This window comes from Bacillus sp. Hm123 (assembly GCF_051842975.2).
Classification (GTDB): Bacteria; Bacillota; Bacilli; order Bacillales; family Domibacillaceae; genus Bacillus_CE.
On sequence record NZ_CM200277.1, the window covers coordinates 2007645 to 2031372 of the forward strand.

23 protein-coding genes, 1 other RNA gene and 1 riboswitch are annotated in these 23728 nt (G+C 39.8%); of the genes, 6 read left to right on the forward strand and 18 right to left on the reverse strand.

The annotated features are described in order from the left end of the window. Positions 1 to 93 precede the first annotated feature (93 nt). Positions 94 to 195: riboswitch (purine riboswitch) on the reverse strand. Positions 196 to 455: 260 nt separating this feature from the next. From ACSVDJ_RS10355 to ACSVDJ_RS10370, 4 genes are all read left to right on the forward strand, one after another. Further along, the gene (locus ACSVDJ_RS10355; RefSeq protein WP_439168574.1) at positions 456 to 620 is read left to right on the forward strand and encodes a cytochrome c oxidase subunit 2A; all 165 of its coding nucleotides are present in this window, start codon (positions 456 to 458) and stop codon (positions 618 to 620) included. Positions 621 to 637: 17 nt separating this feature from the next. Continuing rightward, positions 638 to 1120, forward strand: a complete 483-nt coding sequence (locus ACSVDJ_RS10360; RefSeq protein ID WP_439168575.1) for a cytochrome c oxidase subunit II — start codon at positions 638 to 640, stop codon at positions 1118 to 1120. Then, the gene (locus tag ACSVDJ_RS10365; protein WP_439168577.1) at positions 1117 to 2766 is read left to right on the forward strand and encodes a b(o/a)3-type cytochrome-c oxidase subunit 1; all 1650 of its coding nucleotides are present in this window, start codon (positions 1117 to 1119) and stop codon (positions 2764 to 2766) included. The genes ACSVDJ_RS10360 and ACSVDJ_RS10365 overlap by 4 nt, the downstream gene beginning before the upstream one ends. 72 nt (positions 2767 to 2838) lie before the next feature. Next, positions 2839 to 2973: a hypothetical protein gene (locus ACSVDJ_RS10370; protein ID WP_518618794.1), complete on the forward strand. Its 135-nt coding sequence runs from the start codon at positions 2839 to 2841 to the stop codon at positions 2971 to 2973. 595 nt (positions 2974 to 3568) lie between these two features. On the opposite strand, the gene ACSVDJ_RS10375 is transcribed toward ACSVDJ_RS10370, so the two are convergent. The 14 genes from ACSVDJ_RS10375 to ACSVDJ_RS10440 all read right to left on the reverse strand — a co-directional run bounded on the left by ACSVDJ_RS10375 (position 3569) and on the right by ACSVDJ_RS10440 (position 16437). Then, complete coding sequence (locus ACSVDJ_RS10375) at positions 3569 to 4402, reverse strand: cytochrome c oxidase assembly protein (protein WP_439168578.1); 834 nt, start codon at positions 4400 to 4402, stop codon at positions 3569 to 3571. 155 nt (positions 4403 to 4557) lie between these two features. Beyond that, positions 4558 to 5700 (reverse strand): THUMP domain-containing class I SAM-dependent RNA methyltransferase, encoded by a 1143-nt coding sequence (locus ACSVDJ_RS10380; protein ID WP_439169073.1) that lies wholly within the window; start codon positions 5698 to 5700, stop codon positions 4558 to 4560. A gap of 146 nt (positions 5701 to 5846) precedes the next feature. Next, positions 5847 to 6244: RNase P RNA component class B (gene rnpB / locus ACSVDJ_RS10385), an RNA gene on the reverse strand. 78 nt (positions 6245 to 6322) lie between these two features. Continuing rightward, positions 6323 to 6640 (reverse strand): cell division regulator GpsB, encoded by a 318-nt coding sequence (gpsB, locus tag ACSVDJ_RS10390; RefSeq protein ID WP_439169074.1) that lies wholly within the window; start codon positions 6638 to 6640, stop codon positions 6323 to 6325. A 79-nt stretch (positions 6641 to 6719) separates the two neighbouring features. Beyond that, entirely contained in the window at positions 6720 to 7280 is a 561-nt protein-coding gene (locus ACSVDJ_RS10395; RefSeq protein ID WP_439168580.1) for an SLOG family protein, read from the reverse strand. Positions 7281 to 7337: 57 nt separating this feature from the next. Beyond that, a complete protein-coding gene (locus tag ACSVDJ_RS10400) occupies positions 7338 to 7577 on the reverse strand; it encodes a CotD family spore coat protein (protein ID WP_439168581.1) in 240 nt (79 codons plus the stop codon). Positions 7578 to 7916: 339 nt separating this feature from the next. Further along, positions 7917 to 9122, reverse strand: coding sequence for a ribonuclease H-like domain-containing protein (locus tag ACSVDJ_RS10405; RefSeq protein ID WP_439168583.1), 1206 nt, complete (start codon positions 9120 to 9122; stop codon positions 7917 to 7919). Positions 9123 to 9159: 37 nt separating this feature from the next. Beyond that, positions 9160 to 11406 carry a DEAD/DEAH box helicase gene (locus ACSVDJ_RS10410; protein WP_439169075.1) on the reverse strand — a complete coding sequence of 749 codons (2247 nt, stop codon included), beginning with the start codon at positions 11404 to 11406 and terminating at the stop codon, positions 9160 to 9162. A gap of 202 nt (positions 11407 to 11608) precedes the next feature. Further along, on the reverse strand, positions 11609 to 12226 hold the full coding sequence (locus ACSVDJ_RS10415) for a putative bacteriocin export ABC transporter (protein WP_439168585.1): 618 nt from the start codon (positions 12224 to 12226) through the stop codon (positions 11609 to 11611). 2 nt (positions 12227 to 12228) lie between these two features. Continuing rightward, positions 12229 to 14382, reverse strand: a complete 2154-nt coding sequence (locus tag ACSVDJ_RS10420; protein ID WP_439168587.1) for a DUF1430 domain-containing protein — start codon at positions 14380 to 14382, stop codon at positions 12229 to 12231. Between the two features lie 173 nt (positions 14383 to 14555). Further along, the gene (locus tag ACSVDJ_RS10425) at positions 14556 to 14879 is read right to left on the reverse strand and encodes a lactococcin 972 family bacteriocin (protein ID WP_439168588.1); all 324 of its coding nucleotides are present in this window, start codon (positions 14877 to 14879) and stop codon (positions 14556 to 14558) included. 445 nt (positions 14880 to 15324) lie between these two features. Further along, the gene (locus tag ACSVDJ_RS10430) at positions 15325 to 15693 is read right to left on the reverse strand and encodes a YppG family protein (RefSeq protein WP_439168589.1); all 369 of its coding nucleotides are present in this window, start codon (positions 15691 to 15693) and stop codon (positions 15325 to 15327) included. A gap of 67 nt (positions 15694 to 15760) precedes the next feature. Continuing rightward, positions 15761 to 16111, reverse strand: a complete 351-nt coding sequence (locus ACSVDJ_RS10435; RefSeq protein WP_439168590.1) for a DUF1798 family protein — start codon at positions 16109 to 16111, stop codon at positions 15761 to 15763. Between the two features lie 83 nt (positions 16112 to 16194). After that, positions 16195 to 16437 carry a hypothetical protein gene (locus ACSVDJ_RS10440; protein ID WP_094835449.1) on the reverse strand — a complete coding sequence of 81 codons (243 nt, stop codon included), beginning with the start codon at positions 16435 to 16437 and terminating at the stop codon, positions 16195 to 16197. 329 nt (positions 16438 to 16766) lie between these two features. On the opposite strand from ACSVDJ_RS10440, the gene recU reads away from it, so the two are divergent. After that, positions 16767 to 17372, forward strand: a complete 606-nt coding sequence (gene recU / locus ACSVDJ_RS10445; RefSeq protein ID WP_439168592.1) for a Holliday junction resolvase RecU — start codon at positions 16767 to 16769, stop codon at positions 17370 to 17372. A 62-nt stretch (positions 17373 to 17434) separates the two neighbouring features. Next, positions 17435 to 20191, forward strand: coding sequence for a PBP1A family penicillin-binding protein (locus ACSVDJ_RS10450; RefSeq protein WP_439168593.1), 2757 nt, complete (start codon positions 17435 to 17437; stop codon positions 20189 to 20191). Between the two features lie 38 nt (positions 20192 to 20229). On the opposite strand, the gene ACSVDJ_RS10455 is transcribed toward ACSVDJ_RS10450, so the two are convergent. The 4 genes from ACSVDJ_RS10455 to asnS form a co-directional block, all read right to left on the reverse strand. Next, entirely contained in the window at positions 20230 to 20706 is a 477-nt protein-coding gene (locus tag ACSVDJ_RS10455; protein WP_439168595.1) for a YpoC family protein, read from the reverse strand. Further along, on the reverse strand, positions 20706 to 21359 hold the full coding sequence (gene nth / locus ACSVDJ_RS10460) for an endonuclease III (RefSeq protein WP_439168596.1): 654 nt from the start codon (positions 21357 to 21359) through the stop codon (positions 20706 to 20708). Before nth ends, ACSVDJ_RS10455 begins: the two co-directional genes overlap by 1 nt. Positions 21360 to 21376: 17 nt before the next feature. Beyond that, complete coding sequence (locus tag ACSVDJ_RS10465; RefSeq protein WP_439168598.1) at positions 21377 to 22066, reverse strand: DnaD domain-containing protein; 690 nt, start codon at positions 22064 to 22066, stop codon at positions 21377 to 21379. 287 nt (positions 22067 to 22353) lie between these two features. After that, positions 22354 to 23646, reverse strand: a complete 1293-nt coding sequence (gene asnS, locus ACSVDJ_RS10470) for an asparagine--tRNA ligase (RefSeq protein WP_439168600.1) — start codon at positions 23644 to 23646, stop codon at positions 22354 to 22356. Positions 23647 to 23728 lie beyond the last annotated feature (82 nt).

Genomic DNA, 23728 nt, shown 5'->3' on the forward strand with positions numbered 1-23728 from the left:
TAGTTGATCTTTGGGGCATAAAAAAGCCCAAAGATCATTACATTCCTCAAAAAAAGAGTGAAGCAATGCCCTCTGGGTTCTTTCGCTGCATTCATACAGCCACTGCTCACTCATAGTCAGACGATTTACGGTCATCCGGTAGAAACTTGCAGGCCCTATCCCCGCGATTATATGAGCGAATGATATTTTTTAATGTATTCACATTATATCAGCAAAACAAAGAAATTCAAGTTTATTTACGAACATTAAGAGTTTTTTCATAAAAATTATTCGTAAAATGAACTTTTTTTCCATTCCTACTCCTCATTCATTTGACCTTTTCTTTACATATCCTTCATACATTCTTCACATTTATTTCACAAATCCACTTCTGTTTTGTGATAATTCTCACAGAAGAAATCCATTCCCACTCTTATGATGATGGTAACGAAAGATATTCGATAGGAGAAGAAGGAGTGAGATCCGTGGCAAAGCTTGAAACGAAAGAAATGACAGAAGTGAAAGTAAATCCAGAAGATTCTTCATCGTTGAAAGGTACGTTGTACGCTGTATTTGGCATAGGAATATTTCTTGTCATCACTTGGCTTATCGTTTTTTCCATTTTCTTAGAACGCAATTAGGAGAGGAGTTATAAATTATGCATCTTCATCGTTATGAAAAATGGTGGTTAACCTTTGGGATTGCATCTTTAGTCGTCTTTCTTGTTATTTTAGGAATTAGCGCTTTCCATCAAGGTCATCAACCTCCTAGTGCGAATGCTGTTATCAATCATGAAAAAGTAGAACAAATTAAGCCGTTTGATCAACCAGGCTTAACGAAAGTGGAAGGAAAAGATTGGGATTACGAATTAGTCGTACTTGCATCCGCATTCTTTTATGATCCCGGTGAAGTCGAAATTCCAGTAGGTTCAACAGTAAAAGTGATTGCGACAACAAAAGATGTCGTGCATGGTTTTGAAGTAGCTGGCACGAATATTAACATGATGCTTGTTCCAGGTCACGTGAACGAATTAGTCACAACTTTTGATAAAGCTGGCGAATATCTCGTTGTTTGTAATGAATACTGTGGTACTGGTCACCACACAATGAAATCGATGTTTAAGGTGGTGGAAGAACAATGAAAAACCCATTGACAAAAGTCGATCGCCGCGATGCTAAATTAGCAATGGCTCATATGTATGTTGCGTTCGCAGCTCTTGCTCTCGGAGGGCTTGCTGGTTTACTTCAAGTATTAGTTCGCTCTGGACGCTTTGAGTTACCATTAAATATCGGCTATTATCAAGTATTAACGACACATGGTGTATTACTCGGACTCGTTTTAACTACTTTCTTTATTCTTGGCTTTCAAACAGCAGGTGTCAGTCGTACAGCTGGTACATTATCTAACAAGCAACGTCTAACAGGATGGATTGGCTTTTGGGTGATGTTAATCGGTACAACGATGGCTGCAACTATGATTCTATTAAATGAAGCAACTGTTCTTTATACATTTTATGCCCCATTAAAAGCTCACTGGATTTTCTATCTTGGATTAACATTCGTTGTTGTTGGTAGCTGGTTAGTTGGATTTGCACAAGTAGCGAAATACATCTCTTGGCGCAAAGAAAACCCTGGCCAACCTGGACCGCTCTTTACGTTTATGGCTGTCATCAATATCGTTCTCTGGTTCGTGGCAACAATCGGTGTAGCAACAGAAGTTATCTTCCAATTACTTCCTTGGTCTTTAGGCTTAGTCGATCGTGTAGACGTACTCATTAGCCGTACACTATTCTGGTATTTCGGACATCCGCTCGTTTACTTCTGGTTACTTCCAGCATATATGTGTTGGTATGTCATCATTCCGAAAATCGTCGGCGGAAAAATCTTCTCTGACTCCCTAGCAAGACTGTCCTTTATCTTATTCTTATTATTCTCTGTGCCGGTCGGTTTTCACCATCAGTTAACAGAGCCCGGAATTAGCCCATTCTGGAAATTCCTTCAGGTCGTATTAACGATGATGGTCGTTATTCCATCGTTAATGACAGCGTTTAGCTTATTTGCGACATTTGAGTTATACGGTCGTTCTCGTGATGCGAAAGGGTTATTTGACTGGTTTAAAATGCTTCCTTGGAAAGATGCGCGCTTTGTCGTTCCATTTATCGGAATGGTCGCTTTCATCCCGGCTGGAGCTGGCGGAATCATTAATGCTTCCAACCAAATGAACCAAGTTGTTCATAATACGATTTGGGTAACAGGCCATTTCCACTTAACACTAGCAACATCTGTCGTGTTAACATTCTTTGGTATCGCTTACTGGCTCATCCCTCATTTAACGGGACGTGTACTAACACCAGCAATGAATACATTAGCGATCATTCAAGCCTTTACATGGGCTTTAGGTATGGCAATTATGTCCGCGGCGATGCACTGGGCGGGCTTACTAGGAGCGCCACGTCGTTCATCATTTTCTACTTACGGTGATGCGCCACAGGCACTAGAATGGATTCCATATCAAATCGCTCAAGCTGTCGGCGGAACGATTCTATTCCTAGGTATTATTTTAGTATTGATCATCTTCATTAACCTTGCTTGGTTCGCACCAAAAGGCGAAGAAGAATTTCCGATTGGCGAAGTGGCTGAAGGTGCCGAACAAACACCAATGGTTCTTGAAAACTGGAAAATTTGGATTACAGTCACTGTCGCTTTAATCCTAATTGCTTACACCATCCCGGTCATGGACATGTTCCAATATGGCCCAATCGGATCGAAAGGTTACAAACTGTGGTAAAATTCAAAAGCGGAAGGCGGCGATTAGCGACGTATGAACTGGAACGATCCGCACGAGATAAAGGAAAACGAAATGCGGAGCCAACTTGGTCAGCCGCGACAAGCAAAAGACGAGCCGACTGAAAGGTTGTTCTTTAACCTTTTGGACGGATTGGCTTTTGACCTCGAGCGGCTAGTTGGCGAAGCTAGACAACACGATGAACGTTAGTGAATCGATGTTGACTTATCGCAAGGAGGAGCGTGGAAGTTCACTAGTCGCTGGCGCCTGAAGCTAGACGGTACAAAAAGCGGAAGGCGACGATTAGCGACGTATGAACTGGAACGATCCACACGAGATAAAGGAAACACGATGAACGTTAGTGAATCGATGTTGACTTATCGCAAGGAGGAGCGTGGAAGTTCACTAGTCGCTGGCGCCTGGAGCTAGACGGTACAAAAAGCGGAAGGCGGCGATTAGCGACGTATGGACTGGAGCGATCCGATCGAGATAAAGGAAACACGATGAACGTTAGTGAATCGATGTTGACTTATCGCAAGGAGGAGCGTGGAAGTTCACTAGTCGCTGGCGCCTGGAGCTAGACGGTACAAAAAGCGGAAGGCGACGATTAGCTCCCTTCAACTTTAAGTAAACACTAAAGCCTATGCTACTCATTTGGTAGTATAGGCTTTTTCTTTTTCATAAATATATAACTACACAAACTCTCATTCACTTTAATCAAATACCGTTAATTTATGACCCGTTAGTTCAAAAACGATATAATCAGAACCGTTCTTTTTTAGATAAAAATAGAGCGCTTCATCGTCTATTTCTTTTTATAAGGCACACCTAACGACTCTCTCGCATAGTACGGATAATCATCATCAGGCTCTTCTTCCTTTTTCGCCCACCTTGACATAATGATGAATAAAGCAATGCCGTATGTCGTCAGCTGAACCCCCTTCAGAAAGCCGCCGCCTAACTGTTGATCCCCTAGCGCTGATAAGTTAGGCAGAACTTGTTGCCCTGCTTGATATAACATGTAATGCGGATTGCCTGTCGCTAGAAGAAAAATACCGATCGGCAACAGCAACAACGAGGCTAGAAAGATGTAAAGAACGCGCACCTGCTCGGAAAGTTTCGTCATTTCTGGAAGTGGCGTAATGATTGTCCACCACATAATAAAAGCAAACAACAGCAAAAGCGTTTGAAGGCTCAGGAGTAATAACGAATGACTGATTGCCACATTAAAAACAGGTGGAGCAAAATAAACGGATAATGAAATATTAAATAGTAAAGCAGATGGAAATGGATGAGTGAGCCATTTCATCACTCTTCTTTTCTGATAAGACCAAAAGTAAGAACGCAAAAAATCAACTGGTAAACTCATAATGTATAATGGCGGAACAATAAAGAGCATCACCATCAATTGCAACACATGAGCACTAAATAATTGATCGCCACTCACTAAAGCGATCGGACTTCCTTTAAAGAGATAAAACAAAACAACCGCCGTGAAAAAAAACAATTTTTGCTTACTCGTTACTTTATATTTCCTCATTAATTTCATATATAACAACGATAGCAATACGAGCATAACAAAAACGCCAACTCCCCAAAACTTAAACGAGCCATAATGAGAAATTAGATTGCCGCTCACTGTGAACGTAACCCCCTTCATGAAGAAATAATCGATTCATCTTCCTAATTATTTACTATAACAAAATATTCTAACTTTTTCACGTGTAGGCAGATTGATCAAGACAGAAAACACTAAGAGCGGAGACGACTTGTCGCTCCGCTCAAAAACTTGCCTTATTTTTCTTTTCTCGGTGGACGTTTTCCCCAATATTGATAATAGTCCGTTCGAATAAAGCCGTTAAATAGTTTGCGCTTTTTCGTTGCGGGCTTGCCATAAAATTGCTCAAATTCTTCATGCGACGTCATCATGTAGACAGACCAAGTATCGTATGGCGTTAAAGCCGCACCCATCGCTTTATACATTTGCTCGACTTCCGGACGATCTCCAAGGCGCTCACCGTAAGGAGGATTCCCTACAATCACACCATACTCTTTCTTCGTCGTAAAGTCAGCTACGTTCATTTGCTTAAATTCAATTAAATCGCCAAGCCCTGCTTCAAACGCATTTTCTTTAGCAATCTCGACCATGCGATGATCGATATCATAGCCTGCGATATCTAGCGGTTGATCATAGTTCGCCACATCTTCCACTTCAACTCTCGCTTTGTCCCATACCGCTTTTGTCATCCATGGCCAGTTTTCAGAGACGAAATCTCGATTAAAACCAGGGGCGATGTTTTGCCCAATTAAAGCCGCCTCAATCGGAATCGTTCCTGAACCGCAAAACGGATCGACAAACGGACGATCCGGGTGCCAGTTCGTTAATTGAACGAGTGCCGCAGCCAACGTTTCCTTCAAAGGAGCTCCCCCTTGAGCCACCCGATAGCCACGTTTATGTAAGCCAGCACCGCTCGCATCAATCGTTAACGTTGCTTTATCTTTCAATAAAGCCACTTCAATTTTAAATAGTGGCCCAGACTCTTGTAGCCACGTTTGCACTTTATACTTTGACCGCAATCGTTCGACAATCGCTTTCTTCACGATTGCCTGGCAATCAGACACGCTAAACAGCGTCGATTTCACAGACTTTCCTTGCACCGGAAATTCAGCATCGACTGGCAAATATTCTTCCCAAGGCAATGCTTTCGTCGATTCGAACAATTGATCAAAGGTTGTTGCCTTAAATTCACCGACGACCACTTTTAAGCGATCCGCCGTGCGCAACCATAAGTTACAGCGAGCAATCGCTTCTTCGTCCCCTTGAAAAATCACTTTCCCATTCTCTGTTCGACCTTCATACCCAAGCTTTTTTACTTCGTCCGCTACGAGCGATTCAAGTCCCATCGCTGCCGTCGCAATTAATGTATATGTCGTCATCATTTCACCTGCACTTTTTATTTTCTGTACATAGTCCGTTATGTATTAACATGTTCATGAATAAAATGAATTAAAAATTATTACAAATAGAATAAAAGCCCTCCTATAATAGGAGAGCATGTGAAGTTAGTTTCCCAACAATAACGTTCTGTAAGCCATGTTTTGTTCCATCGTACTGCAAGCGATCTGGGAGATCTTGTACTCCGGTGGTAATCATCTATCTCCGGATGCTTTTGTTAGCATCCGCCCTTCTTATCGTTCATTTCCTTAAAGAAGGTGCCCCTACCTAAATTTGGGTTGCTCACTCGTGGGGTTTACCTCGTTCCACCTTTATAATTTCTTATAAAGCTCCGTCACTGTGGCACTTTCAAGATACTCATACCATATCTAAGCGACTTAGGTATTTTCTCTGCCGTCAATCGGACTTTCACCGAACTGCCCTAGCTTATTTATTCACTAGGCACGAACACTACGGGCATCTCAGCACCGTGTGAGCATGGACTTTCCTCTACAACCTCAAAAGTTGCAGCGATTACCCGAACGTTATTATGATCACCTGAACCATTATAGAGGAAAATAGACCTGATTGCAATGGTTCATTTCAATTCCCTCATTTGCCAGATTATTCATTGTATAACTTATCACCAAACACATGTCTTTCAAGGTTAGATAAGCGTTTTAAAATATCAAAATTAGTCGATCCTGCCGCCGTTTGTGCAGAAGCAGTGGATTGTGAACGCGTCATCGTAGCTTCGCTTTGCTTTTTCAAGCGCAAGTTTTCCTGTTGAAGCTTTTCAATCTCTTGCTGAAACGCTTTATAATCTTTGATAATTAGGTCAAGAAACTGATCAACCTCATCTGGATGATAGCCTCTCATCGATGTTTTAAATTCTTTCTCTAAAATTTCTTCTGTCGTTAATTGTATTTTATCAGATAACATTTTCGTCATCACCTCAATATAGTGCACTTGTTTTATTTATTTTTTCAAAAATAGCTTGTTTTGTCAATCAAAATAGCCTTTATTCCCAATCCAAATTGTTTAATTGCTCCTCTTCAACAATAAGCTGTAGATCATAAAAACCGATTTGTCGAATGTCATAAGGTTGCTGCTCTTGCCATTGCTTGGCCATTTGATATAAATATTGTGGCGAGCCTTCCTTTTCTTCATCATATAACACGAGAAGCCCGACCGATTTTTGTAGCATGAATTGATTTTTGTTTCTAAATTGCTGCGGACTCGTATACGACTGATTGGAGACAGAGGCGACAAAATCTGCTTGGCTCACGATCATTTCATAGTATGTACGTGTTTCTTCTTTCCAATTATCCTCTTGCTGAAGGAAAGGAGTAAGCACGGCTAGCTTGATAGCATAACCTTCATCTCGCAAAGCAAATACCACTTCCGCTGACCAGCATTCCACCCCTAACTGTCCGCTAATGAGTACCCATTCAAGTCCTTCGTCTACAAGCTGAAGAAGCTGTTGTCTAAGCGCTTTTTTAATATAATCAATGGCTGGGTCCTGTTGTTTAAACAGCCCCAGTTCATGAGGCTTATAACCAGTTACCGCCCAAACTGACATAAACATCCCCCTGTACAATATAAAAAGTAAGGGTTTCCCCTTACTTTTTATTTATGATTAGTAACCAAAAGGCGGTCTCGGACGACCTCCACACATTTGTTGCTGATATTGAGCATTTTGAACAAAAGACTGTGTTTGTGGAAAATAATGCTGATGCTCAAACATTTGATGATGCACGTTTGTCGTATGAGTTGGATGAATATGTGGGACAATAATATTTTCAAACGTGTGATTCTCACAGCATTTTGTCGGATGAACAACAGCAGGCATCACTCTAGGTGGTCTACAAGGAAACATCTGGATTCCCCCTTTCCTTTTCCTGTTTACATAAGCAGTTTATGAAAGGACAAGGGAACATGTACTATTACAAATACCTATTTTACATAAAGCCATAAAAACTCGTTTTTAAATTCGTCATCACTAAGGCCGTCAAACCAATAAATACAAAAAACAAGACAAATATCGCTCGATACACTGTCAATCCACCCCAAAAGTATTTTTCATAATATTTCTACATGATTCTACATTCTACAACCTTTTTAATCATTATACAATCAATATACAGTTGGAATTTGGGGGATTTACTAAGAAAATGCGCATTTTTTGTATAGAAACAAACACCCAGGGGAATATTGGTTAATTTCCTAATTTCCTCTTAATACGATTCAGTCGTTTGCTAATCATTTCATTCGTTTCCGCTAACAACTCCGCTGCGTATTGAGCATGCGTTAAGGCTAGTGGATAATCTTTCGCTTGATGTTCATAGTATTTGCTTAATTCCAGATGGGCTTCTTTCTTATAGCGATCCGAGCCATTCTCACAAACTTCTCCCCATAATTGGATGGCTTCTTGCCATTGTTTCTTTCTTTTATAATGAAATGCAAGAGCGTGTTTCGCTTCTACCCCGACGATTGACGAATCATTCTCAGCAATTTGCTGATAGGCTTGTGTCGATTTCTCCTTCTCTCCAATGTAATCAAGCCATTTTGCGACTTCGATTCGCTCCCGGTCTGTGCTGTCTTGATTCTTTTGAAGAATATGATGACTCAAATGTGTGTAAAGGGTAATCAATGTTAAAATATCCTTTTCATTATGCTCCATCACTTTCAATATACCTTCAGGGTCCTGTCTCTCTAAATAATCAAAATAAATCATCGGTGCTAAAAATCCAGGAACATCTTCTTGGCGCTCAATGCCGAGAATGTCTTTTTCTACATTGACTAGCTTCACTGATTCCATCGTATGCTTCCACATTCGTCTAGATGCATGAAATAAATCAAAATGACCAAACGTCGGCAGCTTAGGTACGTGATCGCGAACGAGCGTATGTCTCGTTTTCACTTGCGGCCAATCGAACGCCTTTCCATTATATGTTACTAATGTCGTATAATCGACTTGTTCTAAGAAGCTGGCGTATAACGCTACTTCATTCCCAGGCGCCGGCAAGAAATGCTGCCTCACGATCACTTGATCCGCTAGCATGCGCGCATAGCCTAGCAGAAAAATGGTGTTACCCACTCCTCCGCCAAGCCCTGTCGTTTCCGTATCGAAGAAAAACAAATCATTCGTTTTCATTCCTTTAGCAGAAAGCGGATGTTGCCCATCCCAATCATTCCAAGCGTCCACTGCTTCCTTTATCTCCAAAAACGAGTGGCGCCCGTGCTGATAGTCAAGTGGATAGCTCACCTCTCGAATGAAGCAATGCTGATCACCAAGCACATAAGGAATCACGTGAGCATCACCCCATCCTGCGATAGCGAGTGTCTCCTTCTCCGCTTTCACCGTCTGTTCTTCCTTTATAATATGAGACTTCATTCGCTTCAGTTTGTTAGATAGGCTCATTTTCCTCACTCCTTCCACACCACTATTAAACATCAACTTAGCATTGATTAAGTAATTGTATACTTCGTTGTTTCGCTTCGATTCCTTTTATTTCGGTTCCAATACATGAAGGGCAGCCGTCTTCACAAGGACAATGCTGAATTAAATGAATCGCCGCTTCTTTCATCGAATGAAAGCGTTTATATACGTCTTCCGCTAGTCCGATGCCACCGGGATAATGATCGTACAAAAAGATCGTCGGCAATCCAGAATGCGTTGCTTTCACTTGCGATACGACGTGAATATCTTTACGATCACACATCACATAGACCGGAACAACATGCTGCAAAACATTCGCCACACCTAACAGCAATTGCTCAAGCGTTTGCTCCCTAATCGTCGGGTCTACTTCCGTTAATTCGATCCACATCGCACTCGTATGCAATTCTTCTTCTGGCAGATGAATCGGACCAGAGCCAATATTCTCAAACGTGCTTAATTTGATTTTCTTAAAAATGCTCGGGAGTATATTAATCGTCACATCTCCATAGTGAACCGCAGCCCGCTCTCTCTTTTTCGTTTGATCGATTTCTAACACTTTTAGCTGTACCGCTAAATTGGCATCTGTGAAATATTCGACATCCACTTCTCTGACATACGCCTTTTTATGCTCCCAATCTAATTTTTCAACCTGATATTGGACGCCTTCATGTAAATAAATCGCTTCGTCGTGTAATAAGGTCATTGCACTAAAACGGTCCATTTCACCAATAATTTTTACATTCGCTGTTTCTGACTGGTCAATAATGACGACATTCTCCTGCGAAGCTGACCGCAAGCTAATGCCTCCTGCCGGGAACGATTGATTCGCCCAATAATAGGTGCTACCGTTTTGGTGAATGACTCGTTCTTCGACCAAAAATCCGAGTACATCTTGTACATCGAGCGCTCCAAATTGTTCTCCCTCTTTAAACGGTAGCTCATAGGCCGCGCATTTTAAATGATCGACTAAAATAATTAAATTGTCAGGATTAATTCTCGCTGATTCAGGAGAGCGATCGAAAAAGTAAGCGGGATGTTGGACGATATATTGATCGATTGGCGTGGAACTCGCGACCATTACAATCAATGCTTCGCCGTGCCGTCTCCCTGCTCTTCCTGCTTGTTGCCATGTACTCGCAACACTTCCTGGGTAGCCTGTCATGATGCACACTTGTAGCTGACCAATATCTACCCCAAGCTCTAACGCATTTGTGCTCACTACCCCTAAAATGTCCCCTTCACGTAAGCCTTTTTCAATCTCTCGCCGCTGCTTCGGCAAATAACCACCGCGATATCCTCTAATCGATTTCGTGGCAATTTGATCTTTCACAAGCTCTTGAATATGACTTAAAATAATTTCCACTCGCACCCGACTTCGAGCGAATACGATCGTTTGAATTTTATTTTTAAGGAATTCCTTCGCTAGCTGATTGACTTCGACAGTAGCACTTTTACGAATATTTAATGGCTTATTTACAATAGGCGGATTATAAAAAACAAAATGTTTTCTTCCCCTTGGCGCTCCGTTATCATCTATTAGGCGCATCGGGTTTCCTGTTAGCTGCTCGGCTAGCTCTTTCGGATTGGCAATCGTCGCCGATGTACAAATAAAGATCGGATCACTTCCGTAAAATCGGCAAATTCTTTTTAAGCGGCGGATCACATTGGCGACATGACTCCCAAACACTCCACGGTATGTGTGCAGTTCATCAATGACTACATATTTTAAGTTTTCAAACAGACTGACCCATTTCGTATGATGAGGTAAAACCGCTGAATGGAGCATATCTGGGTTGGTAATGACAATATGCCCTGCTTTTCTCACGACTTGCCGAATCGCAGGTGACGTGTCCCCATCGTATGTGTAACTCTTAATATCGATTCCTATTTCATCAATTAGCTCGTTCATTTCACTTTTTTGATCTTGCGCTAACGCTTTCGTTGGAAAAATATAAAGCGCCCGACTCGTCTCATTCTCGACAATAGATTGTAAGACTGGCAAGTTATAACATAATGTTTTCCCCGAAGCCGTCGGCGTAACGGCCACGATACTTTCTCCTTTTCGTACCGTTTCAAAAGCCGTCAGCTGATGGCTATACAATTCGCCAATCCCACGTTTTTGTAAGGCGTGCTTAATACGAATATCTACATGATCTGGCATTGGCTTCGTTTTCGCTTCTTGTGGTTCGACCTCATGCCAGTTGATAATATTTTCATTATTTCTTAACTCTTGAATGAGGTCTGAAAGTGATTTTTTACCGATCATTTACGTCGCCCCCTTATTGATATGTACTAGTTTATCGAATAAACGTTTGGTTTGCTAGTTGGAATTTAAGGTCTTCATTTATTTGTCTAAGTTCATTAAGAATGCACAAACAAAGCTCTATCCATAATCGGATGGGGCTTTGTTTGTGTTTTAAATATTGATTGACAAACATTCTTAATATGTACTGTCAAAAGCTATTTTACAATTCTATTTTATTTTTTGCACGATCAGCTAACTCCAAATCATGAGTGACGTAAACTACAGCTTTTCCTTCATGATTTAGAGCTTGGAGAAGATTAAATACGGTACTTGTATTTTTCTGATCGAGATTTCCTGTTGGTTCATCTGCTAAAATATAATCACACTTTTTCAATATTACTCTCGCCAAGGCTACTCTTTGTTGTTCTCCCCCACTTAATTCAAAAACCTTTCTTTTTTCATAACCAGGAAGCCCCACAGCAGCCAATGCTTCTTGAATCTCTTTTTTTCTATTTAGATTTTTTCTATAGGCAAGAGCAATTAATAAATTTTTTTCTACTGTTTCATTATCAATCAATGCATAATTTTGGAATAAATATCCGAATTTCTCCCTTTGCATGAGAAGAATTTGCTTGTTAGAAGGATTCTTAATACCATCAACAATTATTTCACCATCATCAGGTTTTTCTAAAAGACCGATTATATTTAAAAGAGTTGTTTTTCCTGTACCACTTTCTCCAACGATAGAAATGAAATCACCTTTCTCTATCCTTAAGTCGAATCGATCGAGAATCTTTTTTTCATGATATTGTTTAGAAATATCCACTAATTGTATCAACTTTAATGTTCTCCTTTAATAATCGAATTAAATGTATGACGAGCAATCTTGTTTTCTATCACTATAGCAACAAAAAGTTCAAATAAGATGATAAACAAACCAATCAACAGTAAATCTCCTCCAAACATCACGAACATAAATAGAGTTGGAAATAAATTAATAGTTACTAACAAGAAAAACATTATCCAATTTCTTCTTATTAAACTGTGACCAAATAACTTTTTAATATATAACTTCATTTTATTTTTTTGATAATGACTAGCAATGATATTAAATGTCACAATAACATTTGACATAATTAATATTAAAATAATCACCCTATTCATCAATTTTTTATCCTTCAATGATTTTATTTCTCGAGCATGTAAATCATAAATAGATTCAACTTGTTGAATCGAAGACTCTACCTTATTTTTCATAATAGACGGCATTAATTCAGTGAAAGGATCGTCGCTTTCTGAATAAAAATAGAATGAGTTAGACAGATAATGCAGATAAGCTGCCTCCGCAACATTTCCAGTTTCAATGATTGCTATAGGGTCAGTAATGAAATAACCTGCTTCGCCACCATCCTCATTAAACGTAAAGTAATGCTGATTATCTTCAACATAAATGATATTAACAGATAACTCGTCTTCCTTAGTCGCATCCTTCTCTTTTTTCACTTCCTCATTATAAATATTAGCAACCTCTACTTTTTCGAAATAAAAATGACTTTTATAGTTTTTAATTATCTCATCCTTAAATGGTTTCAATCTATGAGGAACTAACAGGTTTCGCGTATGATTATTATCTATTAATTGCTCTTCTACCGAGCGATCTATCGTTTTTATTTTGTTATATTTTAAATAATTCATGTTTATTGTAATGCTCTTTCCCTGTGGAGAAAGAGAAGGGTCTTCACCCTTTGTATTTAAATCATATACAAACTGACCATCCATTGTTGAATAGTTATCGGCATCTATTAAAAACCCATGATGCCTTTGCTCTAACTCTTCGTAAAAACGTTTTAACTTTATATTATTATAATACTCAGATTTCAAGTCTTTCATCGCATTGCTGTACGTTACTCTCGTAGCATATAGATTTTGTGTTTTTTCCCATATCTCTAAATTAGCAGATTTCTTTTCTAATTCCGCTGTATTCACCATTAATTTGTATGCAGACAGCAACAGAAAAAAGATGAAAATCAGTTTCAAACAATAATTAATAATGGTTATAAAAAAGTAAGGCTTTCTTCCTTTGATAGATGATGTTGTTTTAAGATTTTTTGAAATAACGAACAGAGAAAGAGTGATAACTAGCAGATAAAAAAACAATAACGCCAAGAAACAAAGGAAGAATAAAAAGCTAAGTTCAATAAAATAATCCATGCGATAAACGATTCCATAGTACATAGCACATACGATGTAAGCTAGAATAGTAGCTAAGAGTATAGGTTTTAAAATATCCTTTATTACATACAAAACCGTCTTCTGCAAACTAAAACCGTTTATCCGTAAAATAGACATTGCTTTCAAACTATCAATCAAATAATAAATAAACGCAACTACTATACAAAGAGCAACAATCCCCACACTTATCAACAATGTCGAATTGTTCATTGAAATCGGAATATTGTACTTTTCCAATATACTAACTGTCGCTGCATCTTTGTTTAAATCTGATAAAATTTGTTGTAATTTCATATCATTTTGAGTTTTGATGTAGTAAACTCCATCTTCACCAAATGTTTTCACTTGATTCAGATTTTTAATGGTGATATTAAACTCATTTTTTACTCGTTTCATCGTTCCGACTTGATTCTCATACTCTGTATTAAGCGTAGATATGAATTCATTAGATTGTAGCTGCGGGTAATCCCCGCTTTTTAAGTCCACATCGTTATTCAATTTTGTATCAGTTGTAAAAATAATCAGATCATTTTCTTCTTGGAAAACGTATTTCGATATCGTCACTTCATATTTTTTTGCTATTTTCTGCAAATAGTTTAAAAAGGTTTTAGTTTCACGTTTTTCTTTCTCAAATCCAACTAAAACACTTGTAGTATCCTCATAAAGCAGTTGATTCGTTTTATAAGAATCGTATTCAGTGAATAAAAGTACAGACAACAAAATCAATTGAATAAAAATTAAAAACATTATTATTTTCTTCATTCTTACCTATTCACCTCAATAATTAAATAGAAGCACATGGAATACCCTCTCATTTCTCCTACCATCGTTCGGCTTTTTCACTTTAAACTATGCCCATGTCCCTCCCAATATGAATAGGGATCCTATAAGAAATAAGACCCCTATTTTTCACTTACTTTTATTCTTAATTATCCTCATTTACTGTCGTAATAAGCTTTATTAGTACCTGTGAGCGTCCATATTTGTTTTGCTCTACTAAATTGATTTTTAGGTTTCCATTTTCCGCTGTCATATCTCCCTTTACCATTAACCACACTAGCTCTCCCTTGTTTTTTATAATGTTTAAATTTTGAAACAAGTAAACTACCATCTTTTCCTCGAATCCAATAGCCACCGGCATATGGACCCGTTGTCACTTTTCTTGTAAATGTACTTTTTGCAACAACATCTTTATTGCTCTTTATATTATTGTCATAAATGACTTGAAAACCTCTCAAAACAAGACGCATTTCAATCATTAAGCTGTTTTAACTACTAAATCGATAGCTATCAAACTAGTTATGGAAAAATTCGTCATTTTTGTTTCGAGCGCTCACTTAATACCTTAACACATAAATACAGAGCTGCCACCGTAAACCCATTGCGGTATACCGCAAATCTATTGTGGTACACCACAAAAAATGCACCCCTTCACTAGATGTGATTAGTAGTTTCCACAATGGGACTCAAAGGAACACTCGGATATTTTGAATTGCAACAAATCATTTTAATCATAAACATCAACATATTAAACATTCTATCGTGCACTAATTAAACTTTAATTGATGAGCCCCCCTTAAATAAACCTGTATTTTGTCAAAACAAAACTACTGGCGAATCGTTGTAATTTGACTTACGAAATGGTATACACAAAAAAGACCGTAAAAGGTAGATAGTCCCTTTACGGTCAATCATTAATCTACTTCACACTTTCAACCATCCGCTCACACCTTTGACAATGCTCCCTAGCTGTGAAACTGTATTCATCATCATTCCTGCTGTATCTAATGCTTTATTCACATTAAACGAGCCATCTTCATTTTTAAACGATTGGATAAACATATTACCTGTGTTTTTTTGTGGTAATTGGTTAGGATATGGGACAAGGGGCATTTGCGAATAAAAGGGCTGCTTTTGTTCCGGCATTTGCATGTGATATAACGGGTGGTCAAACAACTGGCCAGCAAATGAAGAATACTCTTGAGCTTGTGAGTGAAAAGCAGGATAAGAAGGGCTATACGGATGATACATATAATACTCAGGCCGTGGTGGCATCGCTTCCCAAGGATTCATTCTTTCTCCCCCTACTTGTCTGTTTATTCATAATTATCGTATGAAAAAGCAGGGGAAAAAGTGAGCATCATTTCAACTCGTTCAGCAAGCTATTTAATAAGAAACTTGTTGATTCTATATAGTTTTTAAAGCGCGTGTAGCTTGTGTCTGGAAAGAAGGCTTGGACAGATACTAACTCGATATTTTCCACTAGTGCCTTCACTTGCGGTCGATGGATATATTTAAATCCCCTTTGCTGTAACTGTTCGTCTATTTCTTTTTTCCAGCGGGTGGACACGTCCTTTGCTCGATCAGCAAACGGCTTAACCTCTTCGTAGAAGTCCCCTTTTTCGTTCGTCTTTCTTTTCTCATGGTAAATTTCATTGGCTTCTTTGACGATTACCAATAGTTCAGTCGTTAGTTTTTGAAGTTCGTTCATCTGACATTCTCCTCTGGTGGCAACAATTCCTGATAAGATGTTCACATTCTATAAGTTTTTCTGTCATACTTCAAGCAAAGGAATTATAAAGGCTCGTATGTCACTTTGAATGATTGAACCATTTTGTAAGAAGAAGGAGCGGCAAGAAGATAGTCTGCACCTTCTTCAAGGTGTTCTATTCGTTCTAAGATGAGTTCTTTTTTTCTCCAGAGGCGATTGCAATGAGCTTTATGCAAAATAGCTACACGTTTTTGCATTTCTCTTTCGATTTGTCCGACGGTCTTTTCAATCTCCATCAATGTGCGTAATACCTCTTCTCTTGTCACGTTCACCACTCCTTTTTCTTATAGTTCTTTCCTCGCTTTATATTGTTTTCGGTCTGTCATAGTTGATCTCCTTCACGTCTGACAAAACTAGTAGCTATTCGTCAAAGAAAGCAGAGAGTTGCGACTAGTGTCACTCATTTCGACAAAGCCCAAATACCTATTTTTTCAAAAAATGCAGAATACGAAAGAAGAGGGTATAATAGAATTAATGGGTGTATCTGTTTCCGTTCATCAGCCTCTCTTTTCACGATTTACAAAAACAGATATTTTTCACACCCCATAAATAAATTTTTCTGTTATGATATGTATTATCTTGTGAGGTGTATTCAATGGTGATAAAATATCCAAATGGAAAAAAGTATGCTCCACAATCAAAGGCATTATCCACGCCGCCCCAATTGAAACAGCAAAACTATAGCAACAGAGGAATGACACTTGAGGAGGATCTAAACGAGACAAATAAGTATTATTTAGAGCGTGGGATCGCGGTGATTCACAAAAAGCCCACCCCCGTCCAAATTGTTCAAGTGGATTACCCTAAAAGGAGCGCAGCTGTCATTAAAGAAGCTTACTTCAAACAAGCTTCGACAACGGATTACAATGGGGTGTATAGGGGAAAATATTTGGATTTTGAAGCAAAGGAAACAAGGAATTCCACTTCTTTTCCACTCCAAAATTTTCATGAGCATCAAATTGAGCATATGAAAATGGTGGAACAGCAAAACGGTATTAGCTTTGTCATTCTCCGTTTTGCCACATTAGAAGAAATATTTTATCTTCCGGCTACTCACTTGTTTGATTTTTGGGACCGGATGAAAAATGGAGGTAGAAAATCGATTACCAAATCTGAAATAGAACATGTCGCATTTCAAATTCCATTAGGACTTCATCCACGGATTCCCTATTTATCTATTATTAATCAATTGCACTTTTAATATTAGATAAAGATTAATTTAGGAGTGTACTTACTCCTTTTGAAAGCGAGGATATTAGACAAATGTCTGATCAATACAGTTCACGTACAGAAAGACGAAAACAACAGAAAAAAAGACCTGCGAAAAAATCGGCAACGACCAAAGCAAAAAGTAACAAACGATCGATCGTCAAAAAAGTATTTCTTACCCTTGTCGTTCTCATGTTCCTTTCTCTTGCGGCTGGTGTAGGTACGTTTGCCTTTATGGTTAAAGGTACTCCTGATTTAGACGCGGCATTATTAAGAGACCCGATCTCTTCAAAAATCTATGATAAAGATGGTGAATATATCACCTCCATCGGTTCAGAAAATCGGGAATATGTCAAATACGAAGATATCCCCCCAATGGTTAAAGACGCGATTTTAGCTACAGAAGATGTTCGCTTTTTTGACCATCACGGGATCGATATTTTGCGTATCGGCTCAGCCGCTATTGGCAACATCACTCAAGGCTTCGGTTCTCAAGGAGCCAGTACGATTACACAGCAAGTAGTGAAAATGTCGTTTTTAACACCTGAAAAGACGTTAAAGCGAAAAGCACAAGAAGCTTGGCTCGCTTTTCAGCTCGAACGACAGTATTCTAAAGAAGAAATTTTTGAAATGTATGTCAACAAAGCATTCATGTCAGGGAATATGTCTGGAGGTATTCACGGCATAAAAACGGCAGCTGGCTATTATTTTGATAAAGAGCTGGATGAGCTCACACTTAATGAAGCCGCCTTGCTTGCTGGTATGCCACAAAGTCCAAACAATTACAATCCTTTTAAACATCCTGACCGTGCCGATAAGCGAAAAAATGTCGTTTTATCTTTAATGGAACAACATGGAAAAATCACAAGCACAGAAATGGCAGCAGCAAAACAAGAATCGATCACAGCTTATTTAACAGAGCCAAAAGAAACAGAGAACAAAAAATACAACGCATTCATTGATATGGTTGTAGAAGAAGTACAAGAAATGGGAGAATACAATCCGTATTCTGATGGCTTAAAAATTTATACGACACTCGATCGTAGTGCGCAAGATTACATGGATAAATTATTAAATACAGAAGAAATTATTAATTATCCAAGTGAGGAATTCCAAGCAGGGGTTGCTCTTACAGATACGAAAACAGGTGAAGTTCGAGCGATCGGAGGCGGACGCAACCAAAAAGTGGAACGAGGATACAATTACGCAGTTGACTTAAAACAACGCCAACCAGGTTCAGTCATTAAACCTTTAGTTGATTACGGCCCTGCCATTGAATACTTAAAATGGTCCACTCACCAGCAACTAGATGATCGTCCTTACTCTTATTCAAACGGATCACCTATTCGTAACGCTGGCGGCTCTTATATGGGACCACTGTCTATGAGATCAGCTCTTGTCTACTCTCGCAACATTCCGGCCTTGCAAACATACCAAGAAGTCGGTCATGAAAAAGCGAATGAATTTTTAAACAATGTCGGCATTCAACTGAGTAAAGAGGAATCTGAAAACGAATCAAATTCCATCGGTGCAATGAGTGGCATCTCTCCGCTTGACTTAGCGGGTGCCTATGCGGCCTTCGGAAATGAAGGACAATATAATAAGCCTCACACAGTGAAGAAAATTGTGTTGTCTGATGGAGATACAGAAATTAAAAATGACATTAAGCCGAAAGCGGCAATGAGCGATTATACCGCTTATATGATTTCAGATGTGCTGAAGGATGTCATGGATGAAGGAACAGGAAGAAGAGCCAACATCCCAGGTCTCCACGTTGCCGGAAAAACAGGAACGACGAACTATACTGAAAAGGAAAAAAGAGAGTTCGGCATCCCTAATAGCGGCTCGCCCGATTCTTGGTTTGTCGGCTATACAACGAACTATACAGCCGCAATCTGGACAGGATATGCGAGTAAAAAAGAATATTTATCGAAAGAAAGTCAACAAATTTCGAAAAAATTGTTTAAAAACTTAATGGAAGAAGTCTCTTCCGACGTCGAAACGAAAAACTTCAAACGTCCGAAAAGCGTTGTTGAATTACCTGTTATCAAAGGCTCTAATCCAACAGCTATCGCTGGAAAAAATGTACCTAAGAGCGAAATAACATATGAGCTATTCGTCAAAGGAGAAGAGCCGAAAAAGGTGTTTAATGACTTTAAGAAAGAAGAAAAGGAGAAAGAAGAGTCTAAAGATGGCATTACAGGCTTAAGCGCAGCTTATGATGCAGCTTCTCAAAGCATTTCTGTCTCCTGGTCCTTCAATGGAGAAGGCTCGCCAAGCTTTACCGTTTCTTCTAATGGCGCTTCACAAGCGGTTAGCGGCACGTCAACGGTCATTAGCAATGTACAGCCAGGCCAAACATATAATATTACCGTCACTGCAACTGTAAATGGAGCAGCAGCTGGTACAGCCTCCACTTCGGTCACAGTCCCAGGTGAAGCAACACCGGAAGAACCTGAAACTCCACCTGTTGATCCAGAAAATCCAGATGGAGAGAATCCAGACGGGAATGGTGACAATAACGGCGGTGGTACACCTCCTCCTAATGGTGGTGGTGACAACAACGGTGGTGGCACTCCTCCTAATAACGGCGGTGGTGACAACAATGGTGGTGGCACTCCTCCTCCTGATAACGGTGGTGGTGACAACAACGGTGGTGGCACTCCTCCTCCTGATAACGGCGGTGGTGACAACAATGGTGGTGGCACTCCTCCTCCTGATAACGGCGGTGGTACTCCACCAGATGGCGGCGGCACACCTTCAACTGGTGGCGGCGGCAATAGCCAACAAGGAAAACCAACGGAAACATGAGCAAAGGGATGGCCAACTGGCCATCCCTTTACTTTTGATCATTTTAGTAAGCTATGCTTCGCAAATTGCTTCTGTTGTTCAGTCATCAACGTATCTATTTGACGATAGGCTTGGTAAGAAAACGGACGTGCAAGAACAAATGACAGCCTGTCTTCTACATTCAGTGGCTTAACATTAAACAGAGCGGCCTTTTCTTTCCAACCATTCAATACCACTGGCTCGTGATTGCCCCAAAACAAACTCATGAAAAACAAGGCAATCACCGCCTTCATTAGCGGCTCAACCTCTGCCCCTTCTTCCTTAAAGCATATCTCAATCAATGCTTGCCTCGATTGATAAGCCTCCTGAACCATTTTTAACCCACAAGAGGGATTTTCCCAAGGAGTTTCCTTTCCTTGAAGCTCATAGATAAAATAAGGAGCGTTCATCAAGCTAGATGGTGTGACAAGCTTAACGGTTTCCTCTTGAAAGAACAAAGGGTGCTTTAAGCTATCCGGTACAACGATCTCTATCATTAACTAGCCTTCCTTTTCATCCGCTTCTTCCCTTCACGACATAAGTCTAATAACGGACATTCTTCACATTTAGGCGACTGCGCCTTGCAATGATAGCGCCCGAAGAAAATGAGGCGATGATGAGTGACCGACCATTCTTCTTTCGGGATTTTTTTCATCAACGTTTCTTCTACTTCTGTAACGGAATCCTTCCAGCGACAAATCCCTAACCGTTTACTCACTCGCTCGACATGTGTATCCACCGCAATGGCTGGTACACCGAAAGCAACAGACGCAACGACATTAGCCGTTTTTCGTCCGACACCTGGTAGCTTCACTAGCTCATTTTGTGTTTGTGGAACTTCCCCATTCATGTCTTCAATCAGCATCTTGCTTAATTTTTGAATATTTTTCGCTTTGTTGCGATATAGTCCAATCGAGCGAATATCTTGTTGTAATTCTTCTAGTGGAACCGCCAAATAATCTTCCGGTGTTTTATATTTTTGAAATAAACCCTTCGTCACTTTGTTCACTAAAGCATCCGTACATTGGGCAGATAATGCAACGGCGATGACGAGTTCAAATGGATTGTCGTGTCGCAGTTCACAATGTGCATCAGGAAACATCTTGGCCATTTCGTCTAGACAATAGCGAATTTGTTGTTTATTTAACAACGTGCTTCTCCTCCTTTCTATTGCTCCAGCCAGTTATAAAAATGAACCGCTTTTTTCGAGCGCTGTACTTGTTCAGGAGAAGATTGTTGCTTGCGAAATCGTTGACCATAATCTCTCGCTTGTTCAAGTGTTTCAATCCCTTGCTTTTTCCATTCAAAAAGAATTCGATCGATATAGCGAAAGTTCATTTTCCCAGAAATGACTGCTTCTCTCAGTGCTGCTTTAATAATAACCGGGTCATGATGATCTTGATCAATCCAAATCGCCAACGTTTCACATTCAAGCGGAGACAGAGGTCGACCAAATTCCTGCTCAAACACCGAATATAAATCTTGCTCCTCGCTCATCGCTTGCTGCAAAGCTGATTGTCTCGACTGTTGCAACATATATTCGGCTAACTTTTTCCATAGAGGCTTTAACGAATAGCTCTCATATCCTGTGGAATCTCCTTGCTCAATCGTAATTAATTGCTGCTGCATCAACTTTTTAACAAGGACGGCGCAGTCGCTTGCAGAAATCGTCATTTGACTGGCTAATTCCTCAAATGTAGGAAAGTGACGGCCTTTTTGTTTAAAAGAAAAAATTTGTAGTAACAATACTAATTCAACTTCAGATACATGTAATTGACGATAATGCATAAATAGCACTTGAGGTACGCTAATCATCCCCTCGTCCATCCATTGCATGACTAATTCTTTTTGTTCCATTGTGTACACCTCATAGTTAGTATATCACGACCCTTTCATAAAAATGAGAATTGACATTTCAGAGCGAAGAAATACCGCGCTTCATGAGCGCGGTATTTGTTTCCTTTATCTCGATCGGCCCGTTCCAGTCCATACGTCGCTGATCAGCGCCTTCCGCTTTTCTTTTTTGTCCAGCTCTGCCTCCTAGACACTCGAGTCAAATAACCTGTCGCTTTCAAGACTGTCGTCTTTTCAGCGCCAGAACATTTGCTTGTCGTGTCTAAACAGTCGGCTCCGCTTTTCTTTATTTACGGATATAGTCTGTTTAACAAGCGTGGGAATGGGATGGTTTCGCGGACGTGTTCGACGCCGCTGATCCAGGCGACGGTACGCTCTAGGCCGAGACCGAAGCCAGAGTGAGGAACGGAGCCGTATTGGCGAAGTTCGGCATACCATTTATACGCTTCAGGGTCTAATTGATGTTCTTTAATTCTTTCACTTAATAAGTCAAGATCGTGAATACGCTCAGAACCACCGATGATTTCTCCATAGCCTTCTGGCGCAATTAAGTCGGCACATAACACCACTTCTTCGCGATCCTTCGCTGGCTGCATATAAAATGGCTTTAATGTCGTTGGATAATGCGTAATGAATACTGGTTTATCATAACTTTCAGCAATCGCTGTTTCGTGTGGAGCACCAAAGTCATCTCCCCACTGAATGTCCGTAAAGCCTTTTTCATGAAGGAATTTAATCGCTTCATCGTACGTAATACGCGGGAATGGTGCTTGGATATTTTCAAGCTTCGACGTATCGCGTCCGAGACGATCTAGTTCCAAACGGCAATTTTTCAAGACAGATTGCACAACATGAGAAACATATTGCTCTTGTACTTGTAAATTCTCTTCAAATTCACAAAAAGCCATCTCCGGTTCAATCATCCAAAATTCGATTAAATGACGGCGTGTTTTCGACTTTTCTGCACGAAACGTAGGACCGAAAGAGAACACCTTTCCAAGCGCCATCGCTGCTGCTTCCATATATAGCTGACCGCTTTGAGATAAGTAAGCATCCTCATCAAAATAGCGCGTATGGAACAATTCAGACGTTCCTTCCGGCGCACTTCCCGTTAAAATCGGAGGGTCCACTTTCGTAAATCCATTCTCATTAAAAAACTCATACGTCGCACGAATAATTTCATTACGAATTTTCATGACCGCATGTTGACGACGAGAGCGTAACCATAAATGACGATGGTCCATTAGAAACTCTGTGCCGTGTTCTTTCGGCGTAATTGGATAATCAACAGCTTCTGAAATCACTTGAAGTCCAGTGACTGTTAACTCATATCCAAAAGGTGAGCGACTATCCTCTTGCACAATACCCGTTACATATAGCGAAGACTCTTGCGTTAATGATTTCGCTTGCTGAAATAGTTCTTCCCCCACTTCGCTTTTCACTACCACACCTTGAATAAAGCCTGTTCCATCACGAAGCTGTAAAAAAGCAATTTTTCCACTTGAACGTTTATTCGCCAGCCAAGTACCAATCGTGACTTCTTGACCAACAAATTTGCCTACTTCTGCAATTGTTGTTTTCATATGAGCTATCCCCTCCAAAAACTTTCCTCTACTAATCGTCTAATATTATACCTGTCTTTTGTAAATAAGTGCAAGAAAGGAA

What these genes read in the sequence shown, in the direction of transcription:
- ACSVDJ_RS10430 (WP_439168589.1), bottom strand. Translation starts at nt 15,693, where the DNA reads ATGAATCCTTGGGAAGCGATGCCACCACGGCCTGAGTATTATATGTAT.
- ACSVDJ_RS10400 (WP_439168581.1), bottom strand. Translation starts at nt 7,577, where the DNA reads ATGTTTCCTTGTAGACCACCTAGAGTGATGCCTGCTGTTGTTCATCCG.
- ACSVDJ_RS10420 (WP_439168587.1), bottom strand. Translation starts at nt 14,382, where the DNA reads ATGAAGAAAATAATAATGTTTTTAATTTTTATTCAATTGATTTTGTTG.
- ACSVDJ_RS10435 (WP_439168590.1), bottom strand. Translation starts at nt 16,111, where the DNA reads ATGAACGAACTTCAAAAACTAACGACTGAACTATTGGTAATCGTCAAA.
- ACSVDJ_RS10405 (WP_439168583.1), bottom strand. Translation starts at nt 9,122, where the DNA reads ATGAGCCTATCTAACAAACTGAAGCGAATGAAGTCTCATATTATAAAG.
- ACSVDJ_RS10465 (WP_439168598.1), bottom strand. Translation starts at nt 22,066, where the DNA reads ATGGAACAAAAAGAATTAGTCATGCAATGGATGGACGAGGGGATGATT.
- asnS (WP_439168600.1), bottom strand. Translation starts at nt 23,646, where the DNA reads ATGAAAACAACAATTGCAGAAGTAGGCAAATTTGTTGGTCAAGAAGTC.
- ACSVDJ_RS10380 (WP_439169073.1), bottom strand. Translation starts at nt 5,700, where the DNA reads ATGACGACATATACATTAATTGCGACGGCAGCGATGGGACTTGAATCG.
- ACSVDJ_RS10450 (WP_439168593.1), top strand. Translation starts at nt 17,435, where the DNA reads ATGTCTGATCAATACAGTTCACGTACAGAAAGACGAAAACAACAGAAA.
- ACSVDJ_RS10365 (WP_439168577.1), top strand. Translation starts at nt 1,117, where the DNA reads ATGAAAAACCCATTGACAAAAGTCGATCGCCGCGATGCTAAATTAGCA.
- ACSVDJ_RS10395 (WP_439168580.1), bottom strand. Translation starts at nt 7,280, where the DNA reads ATGTCAGTTTGGGCGGTAACTGGTTATAAGCCTCATGAACTGGGGCTG.
- recU (WP_439168592.1), top strand. Translation starts at nt 16,767, where the DNA reads ATGGTGATAAAATATCCAAATGGAAAAAAGTATGCTCCACAATCAAAG.
- ACSVDJ_RS10370 (WP_518618794.1), top strand. Translation starts at nt 2,839, where the DNA reads ATGCGGAGCCAACTTGGTCAGCCGCGACAAGCAAAAGACGAGCCGACT.
- gpsB (WP_439169074.1), bottom strand. Translation starts at nt 6,640, where the DNA reads ATGTTATCTGATAAAATACAATTAACGACAGAAGAAATTTTAGAGAAA.
- ACSVDJ_RS10455 (WP_439168595.1), bottom strand. Translation starts at nt 20,706, where the DNA reads ATGATAGAGATCGTTGTACCGGATAGCTTAAAGCACCCTTTGTTCTTT.
- ACSVDJ_RS10425 (WP_439168588.1), bottom strand. Translation starts at nt 14,879, where the DNA reads ATGATTGAAATGCGTCTTGTTTTGAGAGGTTTTCAAGTCATTTATGAC.
- ACSVDJ_RS10360 (WP_439168575.1), top strand. Translation starts at nt 638, where the DNA reads ATGCATCTTCATCGTTATGAAAAATGGTGGTTAACCTTTGGGATTGCA.